Origin of the sequence: Nocardia sp. NBC_01730 (assembly GCF_035920445.1) — a bacterium.
GTDB lineage: Bacteria > Actinomycetota > Actinomycetes > Mycobacteriales > Mycobacteriaceae > Nocardia.
Map to the genome: position 1 here is coordinate 1,340,453 of NZ_CP109162.1, position 13,559 is coordinate 1,354,011.

Genomic DNA, 13,559 nt, shown 5'->3' on the forward strand with positions numbered 1-13,559 from the left:
ACCGCGCGGTGTGACACGTCACTGTCTCGACAGCCATGCCGCAGAAACGAACTCGTGAATGGTGGGCGGTCAAGATCGGCGGGTTGAGCGCGGCTCGGTGAATCGGTCATGATCACCTCGAATCTGGGTGTACCGCCGCCGCATTCAGTGGCATCGAAAGGGCGTCGGGGCTATTGGCAATCGGGGCCGCTGACAAGGTGATGGCGGTGACACGGTCGACGGTCCCGGCGCTATGGATACGCACCTGGATCTCCGCGGTAACCGCGGACGGGCAGGCGGGTCCGGCTAGCCATGGCTCGAACAGGTCTTCATCAAGGGTGGGCAGGTTCGCTTGGATCCACGCCAGCAACTCTTTGCCGCTGTCGATCATGACAGTGCCCAGCGCCTTCCGATGTGCAGGGTTGTCACGGTCGGAAGGCGATGCGCTGGGCACGGTTTAGTCCTTTCCGGGGCGGGAAGTGAGGGCTGGCGCTGTACTTCTCGGTGAACTCATCCGAACGCGTCACGAAAACTCCTTTCGGACATGGGAACGCCACCCGAAGCATCGAGTTCGGCTTCGGCCATTTCATTGGCGTACGTCTCGAGGACTTGGATCGTGCTCGCGCCTCAAGTGCTGTGGGGCCGGGTCAACGGCTCTGGCCGATCAACGTCCACAGACCTCGAGGAGGGGCAAGGTCTCAGCTGCACGGGTGCGGTGGGTAACAAGTGGGACTGCCCCGAGTTCGGTTGACTCGCGGGTGTGGTGTTTCAGGCCGCGAGCGCGGGCTCGGGGCAAAGCGTGACTGAGCCCCGTGACCTTGATGACCAGGACCGGCGCAGTCGCGGTCCGTATCACAATCGCCTCGCTCGCCGCCGCGGTCGTGTTCGGGCCGGGTATCCCTGGTGGCTGTGGCCTTGATGGTCGAGCGAGGCCGCCTTCCGTTCGCAGCGCGCTGATATCGCCGAGACGCGAACGGGTTCCTCAGGCTGCCCGGCGAATGCTCGACGGTTTCGCGTATTCGCAGTTCACCGGCTCGCCGTGATGCAAGCCTCGGCACTCGATGTTGGTGAGGATCCGTGTGGGTACCGCGAGTTTCTTTCTGGACCAAACCTCCAGATCGTCGATCTGGGTTGACCCGATCGCCTCGTAGTGGACGGTGTTGTCGGTCAGCGCGTCTATGTCAGGAAACTCTGCCTGCTTCCACATTCGGCAGTACAGCCCGAACGCGGTGCTGTTCAACGGTGCAGCGAGGCTGGTTGTCAGCAAGGCCACGGCGACCTCGGCTGCGGTGCCTTGTTTCGTGCAACGCCCTGCCACGACCCGCTCGAGGAGCTCGCGGCAATGCGACCGGTAGACGAACTCCTGACGCATCCGGCTGTGCGCTGACGACAGCAGCGAAAAGGTGTGATGGAGGACATTGCGGTGGCGGCGATGGCGCACTTGGGCTTTCGCGATCTCACTTTCTGCCCACTCCATCTGGTTGAACAGCGGTGCCAACCCATCGCTGATCTGCGTGATGAGGTTCTCGGCCGCGCTCGAAGTACGGACACGTTTGGTTGCTCGCATGATCGGCTCCCTGAATTCGTGACGGGTGTGCAGGCGAAAACTCGCGGAACTGTCGGTCTCCGAAAGATGTGGGGAGACTGAACAGTCCGTCATCACTCACAGCGACTACCTCCTGCCTTTAGGACTGCCACTCACCGATGTCGACGCCGAGATCGGTGGCAGCGGCGACGCCGAAGCGGGCGATGCGCGGTAGCGTCTGTGGCGCGAGACCTGCACTCAGGCAGGCGTGCAGGAGCCGGGCGATGACGTGGGAGCTGCGCGCGGACAGCGCTATGTCCAGTGCGACGCCGGCCAGAGGGCCGTCGCCTCGTAAGTAGGCGCTATAGGCCAGCAATGTCGCTGGCTCGGCCCGCTCTGGTCCGGTGAGGCTGCGGATCAGCAGTATCCACAGTTGTTCGGCCGCCATCAAGTACTCGCCCACGGCGGTCGCATGCAGGCAATCGAGCACCTTGCGTTCGGTCATCACCGCGGTCAGGTTGGCCAGCAGCGCGAACGGGATCGAGTCACCAGCGGCGACATCGGCGATCCGCCACAAAACGGTCTCCAGGCAGTGACGGTGATGCCGAGCCCACTGGTCGTGGCGTTCGGCGCAGTCTCGGCGGCGCTTAGCGTCCGAATTGGCACTGGGCAGGAACCGAGCCAGCTCGGTCGCCGCCGCGAGATCAGGGACAAGACTGTCCGCCATATCCTGCTTGGACCCATGGAGAATCTGACCAGCGATGATGCGCTCTTGTGAGTTGTCGGTAAGCGTCGGATCTGCGATCACTCCGTGTTCGGGCTCGCCGACCAGAGCGAACCAGGGCGCACCAGCAGCGATCTCACGGGTTGCCCATGCTCCAACCAGAGGTGCGGGACCGCGCGTGAACTCGTCGGTCAACTCGTCGATGAGACGGCGGATCGTGGTCCGGTGGGGAGACCCGGGTGGGGAGTCGGCAAATCGGTCATCAACCACGATCGCGAACGTCGCGAACGCAGCGGCGCCCTGCGCGGCGCGTCGCAGCCGTTTGAGGATCTTCGCTACCGATTCGGTGAGACTGCTCGTGGCAGTAACCGATCGGACCACCAATGCGGGTTTCGGACTTCGGGGTTCCACGGTGGCGCTGACAACAATCAACACCAACTCCCGTTGCGGTGTGTAGCCGAGGGACGCGGGTATCGAGGCAATGAGCTGAGAAGGATCGCGGAACAGATCGGGCAGGGTAGGCACTGAAACTCCTTTCGGACGACGGTGAAAACGATCGACATCGGTAGCGAGCGAGGGCCGCGTCTTCGCGGCTGCGCATGAACGGTGATGGACCAACGGGCGTCGCCCCGAGAGTGGGCGGGCAGTCCGCAATGGGTTGCGGCCCAGATACTTCGAGGTGTGTTGGTGCAAAGCCGTTAGCGAAGGCAGAAGACCTGTGCCTATCTGCACGAGTAATATCGACTCCGGGAGAATCAACGGATGGGCCTTTGACCAGAGGAGCCCAGCCATGTCTTCACCTCGCCCGCCGCGGTCCCCGCGGAAGATTCGATCCCCGGAAGTCGTGGAGCGGTTGGAACGCTCGCGTTTGCGTGTGCGTGAACGCCGCGCATTGGCACGTCAGCGCGAACGCACGATCGCCGATGCGGTGAAGCGGTACGTCGACGATTGGCAGGCAATCGCCGCGTGTGAAGCACAGCGCGACACTGAGATCGAGACACTCCGGGAGCAGATTCATGCGGTCGAGTCACGCACCGCTGAAGAAGTCGCCCGTCACCGCGCGGACCAAGCCGCCGCCGCAGTGGCGATCCGTGATCAAGGCCAGACCGACGAGGACGTCGCCGAACTACTCGAGCTCGATACCCGACAAGCTCGGCAACTCATCAACGCCGGACGCGCACAACGCAACACAATCCCGATGCCCACTGCTACCGCTACTTCACACCGTGAGGATGGTGGCCGGGTGCCAGTGAGTCCCGGATCCGAGAACCACTCAGTTCAGGTGAGCGCACCCCACGACTCGGGAAGACCTCCCGTGCCCAGCAGTGTCACGGATGCGGCGCACGTCGGGAACGAATGACGCGTGCTTACCGAAGGCTCCGCATCGAAAGTGGGGATCATCGCGGACAAACCGGGCATACACCACGGAACGACTCTGCTGCCCAGATTCGAATCGTGCGTCTCGAGGCCGAGAAACCTTCGACATCAGATCGTCAACGCCGTACTTTCATTACGAGACGGATGGTTCGGAGGGGATCGTTATGCGTGTCGATGTCGAATTCACCAGTGGTGCAGTGACCTTGCGGGGATGGCTCTAACGGCCGGAAGGGTCGTCGGGCAGCACCCCGCTCGTGGTCATGACCCATGGCTTCGCGGGAATCAAGGAATGGGTCGCACCGTTCGCCGAAGTGTTCAGCGCCGCCGGCCTGGCTTGTTTGGTCTATGACCACCCGGGATTCGGGACCTCCGAGGGCCAACCGCGCCACGAGGTCGACCCGTGGGCTCAAATCGAGGGTTACCGCGATGCGATCACCTTCGCGCAAACCCTCGACGGCATCGATCCGGACCGCATCGGCATCTGGGGAACCAGCTTCGCGGGCGGCCACGTCCTGGTCGTCGCGGCGACCGACCGGCGCGTGCGCGCCGTCGAATCTCAGGTCCCGACTACGAACGGGTGGGCCAACTTCCGCAGCTTGGTCCCCACCGTCATGCTGCCCACCGTCCACGCGGCTATCGCTGCCGACCGCCAAGCCCGCGACTGCGGCAAACCGCACCAAATGATCAAAGCGGCCTCCGATGACCCGACGGAACTTGTCGCTATGCCTGGAATCGAGACATACCAATGGTTGATGGCCAACGGTCCCAGGTGCCGACCTGGCGCAACGAGGTCACCGTCTCCAGCATCGATACGTTCCAGTCCTACGCCCCAGAAGCATTCCTACGGCGGGTGTCTCCGACCCCGCTGCTGATGGTGATCGCCGAACAGGACACCCTGACACCCAGCGACATCGCTCTGCAGAGCTACGCCGAGGCACTAGAACCCAAGCAACTGGCTCTGATCCCCGGCCCCCACTTCGCCGTGTACGAGGAGCAGTTCGAACGAGCATGCGGGGCCGCACGCGACTTCCTGCTCGCTAAGCTCGGCGAAGACTGTTGACCTCAGCAGCATTCGAATCGGTCGTTGCCCACGGGCTTACCAGCGCTTCGAATACCGGCTAGATCCCGCCAGGCGCGACAGCGAGGACGGTGTCTTCGAGATCGAGCCGCCAGGCGTGCGGTAACTGACCTGACCTCACAACGGCGCGCTTGCAAAGACCAACCTCTGCTGGGCATGTGACGGCATCAGATGTTGGCGTAGCCACCGGCGTTCCATACGAACCATCGGAAGTGGTGGGGTGTGAACGCTTGCCTGGCGGGAATGCCTGGTGCGGGAGACAGTGGCCAGAACGCGACACCACAGCGATGGCAATAGAACGCCCTCTGCCAAACGGAGCGAGCGAGACCGCATCCGCGGGAAATGCGCCTGTTGCGAAGGCCGCGAAACACCACAACCCCAAGCACGAGTAAGCCCGGAAGCGCAACCCCTCCAATAAATGTGGCTTCTCCGACCAATACGCCCAAGCTTGTCGGTCGGGGGTCGAGCGACCTGGCTACGGAATCTATTGCGATCACAACGGCGAACAATGCGGGCAGCAGCAAGAACAGGCCGATGATGGTGAGCCGTCGCACCGGTCGCCGGGTCGGCTCGGGTGCGAGACTTCGTGCCAGCGCAGTGGTGTGAGTGTGTTCGACCGTCGCGGTGCCGAAGACCGGCACCAAGCCGGTGGAACCTACTCCCACACCGGAGTAGAGGTGCGCCCCTGAACTGGTCGATACTCCATCCGCCCGCACAGCCGGGACACTTTGTACCAAGTCTAGTTGGCAGCAGTGCGGACACTTGATGTCGACATCCATGTGAGGGTCCCCGTCCCAAGCCATTGTGCTGTAGCGGCGCGCCTGTGGTGCTGGTACCTGCAACGAAAGCTCTGTAAGGTATCCAACACCCTCGCTGCTGTGTTGTCGAGAGTCGGCGTTGAGCTGATGTGGCATCGGTTAGTCCCTTCTAGCGGTGCGTCAGCTGGTATGAGCTGGGTTGTGCCTGGTGGCGCCTTGAACACCGACGATCAGATTTGGAACGGCCGCGACTGAGGAGGCCGCGGTGCTCGAGGTGTTGCGCGGCGACCGGTTCGCCGACAAGTCGCCAGCGCAGGGTGTGGGCCACGCTGCTCGACGAAGGCACTTACCTGTGCTAGATCTCAACGATCTATCGGTTGCTGCGTGCCCATGGCAAGGTGCGTGAACGCAGACGCCAGGCCACCCGCCACGGACCAAACCGGATCTGGCGGCCACCGGCCCAACCAGGTGGTCGTGGGACATCACGAAGCTGAAATGTCCGTGAAGGGGCGTCTATAACGACCTGATGGTGATGCCGGATATCTCTTCCCGCGCAAGGTGATCCACTAGGAAGCTAGTCGCTAGCGAATCCAGTTGGGTGGCAAGACGATTCCAGCTCGACGCCTTCGCAGCCAACGATGGGATTGTGCCCAATTACATCCACGCCGACAACGTTGCGCCGATGACCAGTAAAATCCGTCGCCGGGCTGCTGATCGACCTCGGCATCACCCGTGCCCACCCGTGCCCACCCGCGCCCACGGGTCAGCAACGACATCCCTTCTCGATAAGTCTTAGCCGAACCAACAGTCTTCGCCTGCGGTTGCGGCCAGAAAGTGTTCCTTCCTACCAAACATTTTGAAAGCAGTTTCTGAGGTTGACTGCATGGCATCGGTCGCTCAGCTCAATAACTCCCAGGTCAAGGGCGTGTTGCCTTCCGGGTCGGTGAGGTGCGGAGCCCGTTGGGGCGGACTGTCCCCAGCTGCGCTGGCCGGATTTCGATGGGCTGGAGGTCGTGGGAATGTTGCAGCGTTTGGCCCGGAAAACTACGCTCACCCAGGTGGCGAATGATGGAGCAGTTTCCTCAAGTTACAAGCGATGGGAAGACGCAGTGACCACAGATAAGCGCAAGGCGGTCGTCCTGCTCAGTGGCGGGCTCGACTCGACGACCGTCCTCGCGATGGCTCAGCAGCAAGGGTACGAGACCTACGCACTCAGCTTCCAGTACGGGCAGCGGCACACGGAGGAGCTTGAGGCCGCGAAACTCGTCGCTGCGAAACTGGGCGCTGCGCAGCACGTGATTGCCGACATCAACCTGGCTGTCTTCGGTGGCTCTGCGCTGACGGACCGTGCTCTTGACGTGCCGCATTACGACCACGTCGACGACATGGGCTCCGGAATCCCGATTACCTATGTGCCAGCGCGCAATACGGTATTTCTCTCCTTCGCTCTCGCCTGGGCGGAGACCCTCGGATCCTCTGATGTTTTCATCGGTGTGAACGCCCTCGACTACAGCGGCTACCCGGACTGCCGGCCTGAGTACATCGAGGCCTACGAGCGCATGGCCAACCTGGCCACGAAGGCTGGCGTTGAGGGAACGCAACTACTCAAGATCCACACACCGCTGATCGATCTGACGAAGGCGCAGACGATCGAGCGTGGTCTTGAACTCGGCGTGGACTACGCCTGGACCCACAGTTGCTACGACCCGGTTGATGGACGCGCCTGTGAGACCTGCGACTCGTGTCTGTTGCGGGGCCGTGGCTTTGCCGAACTCGGTTTGGTCGACCCGTCCTTCACCTCCCTCAAGGGCTGATCCCGCGTATGTATCGGGTGAAGGAGATCTTCTACACGCTCCAGGGCGAGGGAAGCCACGCTGGGCGACCGTCCGTGTTCTGCCGATTCACGAGTTGCAATCTGTGGACTGGACTGGAGAAGGATCGACATCGAGCGATCTGCCAGTTCTGCGACACCGACTTCGTCGGCACGGATGGGCCTGGCGGAGGACGGTTTCGGACGGCATCAGACCTCGCGGCTGCAGTGGCGAAGACCTGGGAGGGGCGCCCGCATCCGCGCAGTCGTCCCTATGTTGTTTGTACGGGCGGTGAGCCGTTGTTGCAGTTGGACGAGGCCGCGGTTGACGCTCTCCATGCGGAGGGATTCGAGATTGCGATCGAGACCAATGGCACTCGCCGAGCCCCTGCGGGGATTGACTGGGTGTGCGTGAGCCCCAAAGCGGGCGCCGAGGTTGTCTTGACTTCGGGCGACGACCTCAAGTTGGTTTACCCACAGAATGGTGCGCAGCCAGAGCAGTTCGAAGACCTCGATTTCACTCGCTTCATGCTGCAGCCAATGGATGGCCCTGACTTGGTCTCCAATACTCGAGCAGCGATCGACTACTGCCTCGAGCACCCACAGTGGCAGTTGAGCGTCCAGACTCACAAGACATTGGGGATCCGTTGATCGAAATATTCCGTGAGTTCACCTTCGAAGCCGCACATCGGCTTCCGAACGTACCTGAGGGCCACAAGTGTGCCCGGCTTCACGGTCACAGCTACCGAGTCCAGGTTCACCTGAAGGGTGAGATCGACCCTTCCTCAGGCTGGTTCATGGATTTCGGCGACCTCAAAGTCGCTTTCAAGCCGATCGAGGCACAACTCGATCACTACTACCTCAATGACATCGAGGGGCTGGAGAACCCGACCAGCGAGGTGCTCGCGAGGTGGATCTGGACGCGCTTGATCGACCAATTGCCTTTGGTCGCAATTCAAGTGCGCGAGACGTGCACGTCTGGTTGTATCTACCGCGGGGAGGACTAATGCTCCAGGACGTACAGGCTGCTCCCGATGTTCGAGGTATCCCACTCGATGAGGTAGGTATCGAGGGCCTTCGTTACCCGGTGCTGATCTCGAATGGGCAGGGGGACAAGCGAGAGACCGTGGCCACCGCGAACATGTCGGTGAGCCTCGATTCAGAGGTCAAAGGAGCACATCTCAGCCGCTTCATCGAAGTACTTCACAGTTGGCGTGAGCAGTTGGGTTCGGAGAGCGCCATTGGCATCGCGGACGACCTTCGGGAACGCATGGGGAGCACTCGCGCTCGCGTTCACATGGCGTTTCCCTACTTCCTCGAGCGATCGGCTCCTATTACGGGTGCGCGTGCCTTCGTTGAGTACAACTGTGCCGTTTCGGCCGTCAGTGAGCCCAGCGGCAGTAGCCTCACACTGCAGGTCGTAGTGCCGGTCACCAGCGTCTGTCCGTGTAGCAAGGCGATCAGCGATCGAGGCGCACACAACCAGCGAGGCTGGATCACCATCGAAGTCCGCCCAGCGGACCATCCGACCGACCTCTGGTTCGATGAGCTCATCGCCATCGCCGAGAGCGCCGGCTCGTCACCGGTCTATGCGTTGCTGAAACGACCCGACGAGCGCCACGTGACGATGACGGGATACGACAACCCGGTCTTCGTCGAAGATATGGTCCGCAACGTCGCCCAGGCGCTCGCGGACTCGAATCACATTGGGGCTTACCGCGTCCGGGCTGTCAATGACGAGAGCATTCATAACCACGCCGCCTTCGCCGAACTTGCCTGGACCAGCACGGCTGGCAGCGTCTAGACATGGACAACATCGCAGATCGGCGGGATCCGGCCATTCGCGTCGTGGTGACGTGCGCGAACCGTAAACGACAGACTGTACCGGAACACTTTCGACTTCAGAACCTGAACGCCGCAGCACCGGACGAGCGTTGCGCCGCGTGGCTCAAGCGGCTCGCCGCGGGTTCACCGACGACTACCGCGAAAGATATGTACGCGGGCGAGCACTGGCAGGTAGCCAGGAATCTACCCGAAGCTGTTGGGGCATCTGCGGATCTCTGGGTCAGTTCGGCCGGTTACGGCTTGATCTCCGCCGCCGCCCCGATCCATGCCTATGCGGCTACCTTCGCCAGCGGCCAACCAGACTCGGTAGCAACAACTTCCGATGCCGCGCGGCGTTGGTGGCTTGATCTGTCGAAATGGGGAGGACCCCGCGCCGGTGAACCGCGGTCCTTCGCGGCACTGGCCGAGCAGGACCCCAACTCGGTGATTATCGCGGTTATGTCGGATGCCTACCTGCGTGCGTGTTCTCACGACCTCAAAGATGCGGCGTCGCAGCTGACAGACGCCGAGAACATCTCGGTATTCGGACCGCCTGGAAGCTGCTCCGAGATCGACGACCTGATTGTGCCCGTAACTGCAGCTTTGCGACCCGCGGTTGGCGGTAGCCTTCAGGCTCTGAATGTGCGCGCTGCTGACCATGTTCTCCGAACAGCACGTGAGTCTGGCACCCCGCTTCGCCGATCATTGCTAATCAAGCTGATTGCTGACGCGACCGCGGCAGCGCCCGAGGATGCAGGACGTCGGCCGGCTGGTGTAAGGCTCGTCGACGACGACGTTCGGGCCTTTATCCGAGAGCGCATCTCCTCCGGACCGACATCGGCGACGAAACTGCTGCGATTGCTGAGGGATTCGGGCCAGTCGTGTGAGCAAGCTCGTTTCAAGGCGCTCTTCGCCGAAGTATCTAGCGGGGTGCTGTTCTGATGGCCTCGACCAGGGTGACCCCAACACGAGAGGTCCGCGCGCTCCGGATCATTCAGGCCAAAGACTATCCGCTGTACGTCTTCATGCTCCGAGCCGATGAGATCCTGGACTTCGCTGACATCTCGCGTGTCAGTCGTGATGAGGCAGGGAAGCTGATCGGCTATCAGCGACCTCAGGTACGCAAGCACATCCAGGAGATCGTGGAGTATCTGGATAGTGACGTTCCGATCTTCCCGAACCCGATCATCATGGCGTTGTCCCCTGAGGTCGTGTTCAGGAGTACCCGGGGCGGTAACCGTCATCCTGACGACGGGATCTCCGACACCGGCAGGCTTACCATCCCACTGCCAGAAGCGGGCAAGGCCAAGCCGGCCTGGATCGTCGACGGCCAGCAGCGAGCGTTGGCCCTCTCGTATGCCCAGCGCAAGGACTTTCCTGTTCCGATCACGGCGTTCGTTGCTGACACTGTCAATCTCCAGCGTGACCAGTTCGTCCGGATCAACAACACGAAGCCTCTTCCTCGTGGACTGGTCACCGAGTTGCTGCCGGAGGTCGACAGCCCGCTCCCGGCTCGTCTCGCAATCCGTCAGGCACCATCGAAGCTCTGCGATGTCCTGAACACTGACAAGTCGTCGCCGTTCCTGGGGATGATTAAACGTGCCTCGATGTCTGGTAAAAAGCCGACTAACGCGGTTGTCACTGACACAGGGATCGTGGAGATGATTCAAGAGAGCCTCATATCCTCTTCGGGTTGCTTGTACCCCTATAGGGATATCGGCCGAGGCGAAACCGACTTCGACAGCATCATCCAAGCGCTGATTATCTATTGGTCGGCTGTTCGCGACACTTTTCCTGAGGCATGGGGAAAGCCGCCGGAAAAAAGTCGACTCATGCATGGAGCTGGAATCCGTGCTATGGGCCGTCTCATGGACCGGATCCTGGGAACGGTAGATCCGCTGCGGACGGATGCCCCTGAACGGATACGCGAGCATCTTGCCCTTGTCGCGCCTTATTGCCGTTGGACAACAGGTACATGGGACGACCTCGGGCATCGTTGGAATGAGATCGAGAACGTCAGTAAACACGTTCAGGAACTCTCCAACTATCTCATTCGCACCTATCACTCGACACGTAGGGAACTCATGTGAAGTTCTTCTTCCCTGACAGTCAGGACATGGTCAGCCCCAACTATGACTTCATTAACGATGAGTACTCTCCCTTTCGGGTGCGTCAGCGGGATGACAAGTATGCCCACGAGGTGTTGAACCCGGCACCATATGACGGAATATTGGTAAGTAAGGCAATCGTAGATGGTTCCATAAAAGGTGCTGGAAAATACTCGATGCCTCAGCGGGAGCGCTTGTACCGTCTTGGTATCAAGAAATACTTCCGCCTTCCTCCTGATGTTAAATCGCTAGGTGACTGTGGAGCCTTCAACTATATTGATGAGGAACTCCCGCCGTATACGGTGGACGAGGTTCTGGACTTCTATGAGGGCTGTGGATTTGATTCCGGGATCAGTATCGATCACATCATCTTTGGGTATGACCCGAATATTGCGGATAGTGACGTAGACCCCGCCTGGGCGGAGCGTCGACAGATATCTCTCAGTTATGCCGAAAAATTCCTGGCAGGTGTTGATTCTCGGGGCCGAAAGATCGAACCTGTAGGGGCTGCCCAGGGCTGGAGCCCGGCAAGCTACGCGGACAGTGTGCAGCGTCTTCAGGAGATGGGCTATCAGCGGATCGCGCTGGGAGGCATGGTGCCGTTGAAGACCCATGAGATTCTCGCTTGCCTAAGGGAGATCGACGGAGTTCGTGGCCCGGATACCGAGTTCCATCTCTTGGGAATCACGCGCGTTGCATCCATGGAAGAATTTGCTCGGTATGGTGTTACAAGTTTCGACAGCACGTCACCATTCAAACAAGCCTTCATGGACGACCGGGATAACTATCATACGACGGATGGAACCTTCAACGCCATCCGTGTTCCGCAGTCGGATGGAAATCCTGCGCTCAAGCGTCGAATATTGTCTGGTGCCGTCTGTCAATCGAAGGTCAAGGCTGCTGAGCGTGAGTGCCTCAAGCAATTGCGGGCTTTCGATATAGGTGTCGCTTCGATGGAGCAGGTTTTGTCTGCAATCGGTGAATATGAGCCCCTTGTTGACCCGGTTAAAAAGTCGCGGCTCTCGGGATATCAGCGAACCCTTGAAGCGAAACCATGGAAAACTTGTAAATGTGAACTATGTCATAAGCATGGGATAGAGATTGTCATATTTCGCGGCACCGAGCGTAACAAGAGTCGCGGATTTCATAACCTGTCGGTGCTCAGTGAAAGAATGCATCACATCGCCGTTCGTCCGTCTGTCGAGGAGAGATAATGGCCGACCGTTACACCCTTCGCCTTCCTGCGCTGGAGGTTCGGCAGGGAACCCGTCGCATCTACTGCTTCGCCGTGGATGGCAAACGGCTGCACGAATTCGCGGCAGTTTCCCGTATTCGCCGCGGCCCGGAGGAATCGCTTCACGGGTACCAGCGGCCTGAGGTTGCGAGTCATATTCGGGCTATCAAGCGATACCTCGAATCGGATGAGGCGATGCTTCCGAACGCTGTAGTCCTCGCGTTCGACAATCGAGTCCGCTTCGAGCCGTCGTCAGGTTTCCCGCAGGCTGTTCATTACTCCACGCCCGGCGAGTTGGTGGTCCCGATCGACGAGACACTCGCTGAGGAGGACAAGCCGGCGTGGCTGGTGGACGGGCAGCAACGTAGTGCAGCGATCCGGGATGCCGACATCGGCGAGTTTCCCGTGGCCGCAGTGGCGTTCATCGCCGATGACGAGGCCGAGCAGCGCTCGCAGTTCATTCTTGTGAACAACACCAAGCCGCTTCCCAAGGGCTTGGTCAATGAGTTGCTGCCGGATACGACGGGGCATCTGCCCCCTGCATACGCCCGCCGACAGCTTCCGGCGGAGATCATGACCCGGCTCAATGGCACGATCAGGGGCCCGTTCTATCGGATCATCGCTACGCCGACCGCTCCCGATGGGTACATCAAGGACAACAGTGTTCTGAAGATGATCGAGCACAGCCTGTATGAGGGCGCCCTCTATCAGTACCGCAACCCTGCGGACGGAACCGGCGATATCGACAAGATGCTTGAGCACCTCAATGCCTTCTGGGGTTTGGTTCGAGACACCTTCCCCGAGGCTTGGAAGCTTGACCCGCGCAACTCTCGCCTCACGCACGGTGTGGGCGTCCAGTCCATGGGCTTCGTCATGGACCACCTCACCGAAAACCTCGCGTCGCACGCAGTCGACACCGACGTCGTCAGCGACGCAATGAAGCGGATCGAAGACGTAGCCAGGTGGACCTCAGGCACCTGGAACTTCAGTGAGAGCGGCGAGCGCAAATGGAACGGCCTGCAGAACACGCCGAGTGACGTCCGTTTGCTGACGAACTACCTGCTGCAGGTCGTTGACCAGCAAGTGCCCGTCCCTCTCTACTGAACCTCCAGTTCGTTGCGGACTCCAAACCTCATGGCTTG

14 protein-coding genes are annotated in these 13,559 nt (G+C 60.6%); 11 read left to right on the forward strand and 3 right to left on the reverse strand.

The window, feature by feature from the left end:
* Positions 1-112 precede the first annotated feature (112 nt).
* The 3 genes from OHB12_RS05185 to OHB12_RS05195 all read right to left on the reverse strand — a co-directional run bounded on the left by OHB12_RS05185 (position 113) and on the right by OHB12_RS05195 (position 2,753).
* Positions 113-433, reverse strand: a complete 321-nt coding sequence (locus OHB12_RS05185) for a hypothetical protein (protein WP_327116651.1) — start codon at positions 431-433, stop codon at positions 113-115.
* Between the two features lie 528 nt (positions 434-961).
* Positions 962-1,546, reverse strand: a complete 585-nt coding sequence (locus tag OHB12_RS05190) for a hypothetical protein (protein WP_327116652.1) — start codon at positions 1,544-1,546, stop codon at positions 962-964.
* A 118-nt stretch (positions 1,547-1,664) separates the two neighbouring features.
* Entirely contained in the window at positions 1,665-2,753 is a 1,089-nt protein-coding gene (locus OHB12_RS05195; RefSeq protein ID WP_327116653.1) for a DUF4192 domain-containing protein, read from the reverse strand.
* A gap of 265 nt (positions 2,754-3,018) precedes the next feature.
* On the opposite strand from OHB12_RS05195, the gene OHB12_RS05200 reads away from it, so the two are divergent.
* From OHB12_RS05200 to dbpB (OHB12_RS05245), 11 genes are all read left to right on the forward strand, one after another.
* Positions 3,019-3,588: a hypothetical protein gene (locus OHB12_RS05200; protein ID WP_327116655.1), complete on the forward strand. Its 570-nt coding sequence runs from the start codon at positions 3,019-3,021 to the stop codon at positions 3,586-3,588.
* A 277-nt stretch (positions 3,589-3,865) separates the two neighbouring features.
* Positions 3,866-4,477 carry an alpha/beta hydrolase gene (locus OHB12_RS36120; RefSeq protein WP_442800072.1) on the forward strand — a complete coding sequence of 204 codons (612 nt, stop codon included), beginning with the start codon at positions 3,866-3,868 and terminating at the stop codon, positions 4,475-4,477.
* A complete protein-coding gene (locus OHB12_RS05205) occupies positions 4,375-4,665 on the forward strand; it encodes an alpha/beta hydrolase (RefSeq protein ID WP_327116657.1) in 291 nt (96 codons plus the stop codon). The genes OHB12_RS36120 and OHB12_RS05205 overlap by 103 nt, the downstream gene beginning before the upstream one ends.
* A 1,885-nt stretch (positions 4,666-6,550) precedes the next feature.
* Entirely contained in the window at positions 6,551-7,255 is a 705-nt protein-coding gene (gene queC / locus OHB12_RS05210; protein ID WP_327116659.1) for a 7-cyano-7-deazaguanine synthase QueC, read from the forward strand.
* 8 nt (positions 7,256-7,263) lie between these two features.
* On the forward strand, positions 7,264-7,902 hold the full coding sequence (gene queE, locus OHB12_RS05215; RefSeq protein WP_327116661.1) for a 7-carboxy-7-deazaguanine synthase: 639 nt from the start codon (positions 7,264-7,266) through the stop codon (positions 7,900-7,902).
* Positions 7,857-8,258, forward strand: a complete 402-nt coding sequence (queD, locus tag OHB12_RS05220) for a 6-carboxytetrahydropterin synthase QueD (RefSeq protein WP_442799966.1) — start codon at positions 7,857-7,859, stop codon at positions 8,256-8,258. Before queE ends, queD begins: the two co-directional genes overlap by 46 nt.
* Entirely contained in the window at positions 8,258-9,055 is a 798-nt protein-coding gene (folE2, locus tag OHB12_RS05225; protein WP_327120897.1) for a GTP cyclohydrolase FolE2, read from the forward strand. Before queD ends, folE2 begins: the two co-directional genes overlap by 1 nt.
* A 2-nt stretch (positions 9,056-9,057) precedes the next feature.
* On the forward strand, positions 9,058-10,017 hold the full coding sequence (locus OHB12_RS05230) for a hypothetical protein (RefSeq protein ID WP_327116663.1): 960 nt from the start codon (positions 9,058-9,060) through the stop codon (positions 10,015-10,017).
* A complete protein-coding gene (gene dbpB / locus OHB12_RS05235; protein ID WP_327116665.1) occupies positions 10,017-11,165 on the forward strand; it encodes a DGQHR domain-containing protein DpdB in 1,149 nt (382 codons plus the stop codon). The genes OHB12_RS05230 and dbpB (OHB12_RS05235) overlap by 1 nt, the downstream gene beginning before the upstream one ends.
* The gene (gene dpdA / locus OHB12_RS05240) at positions 11,162-12,397 is read left to right on the forward strand and encodes a tRNA-guanine transglycosylase DpdA (protein WP_327116667.1); all 1,236 of its coding nucleotides are present in this window, start codon (positions 11,162-11,164) and stop codon (positions 12,395-12,397) included. Before dbpB (OHB12_RS05235) ends, dpdA begins: the two co-directional genes overlap by 4 nt.
* Complete coding sequence (dbpB, locus tag OHB12_RS05245; RefSeq protein ID WP_327116669.1) at positions 12,397-13,521, forward strand: DGQHR domain-containing protein DpdB; 1,125 nt, start codon at positions 12,397-12,399, stop codon at positions 13,519-13,521. The genes dpdA and dbpB (OHB12_RS05245) overlap by 1 nt, the downstream gene beginning before the upstream one ends.
* The last annotated feature ends 38 nt before the right edge of the window (positions 13,522-13,559 follow it).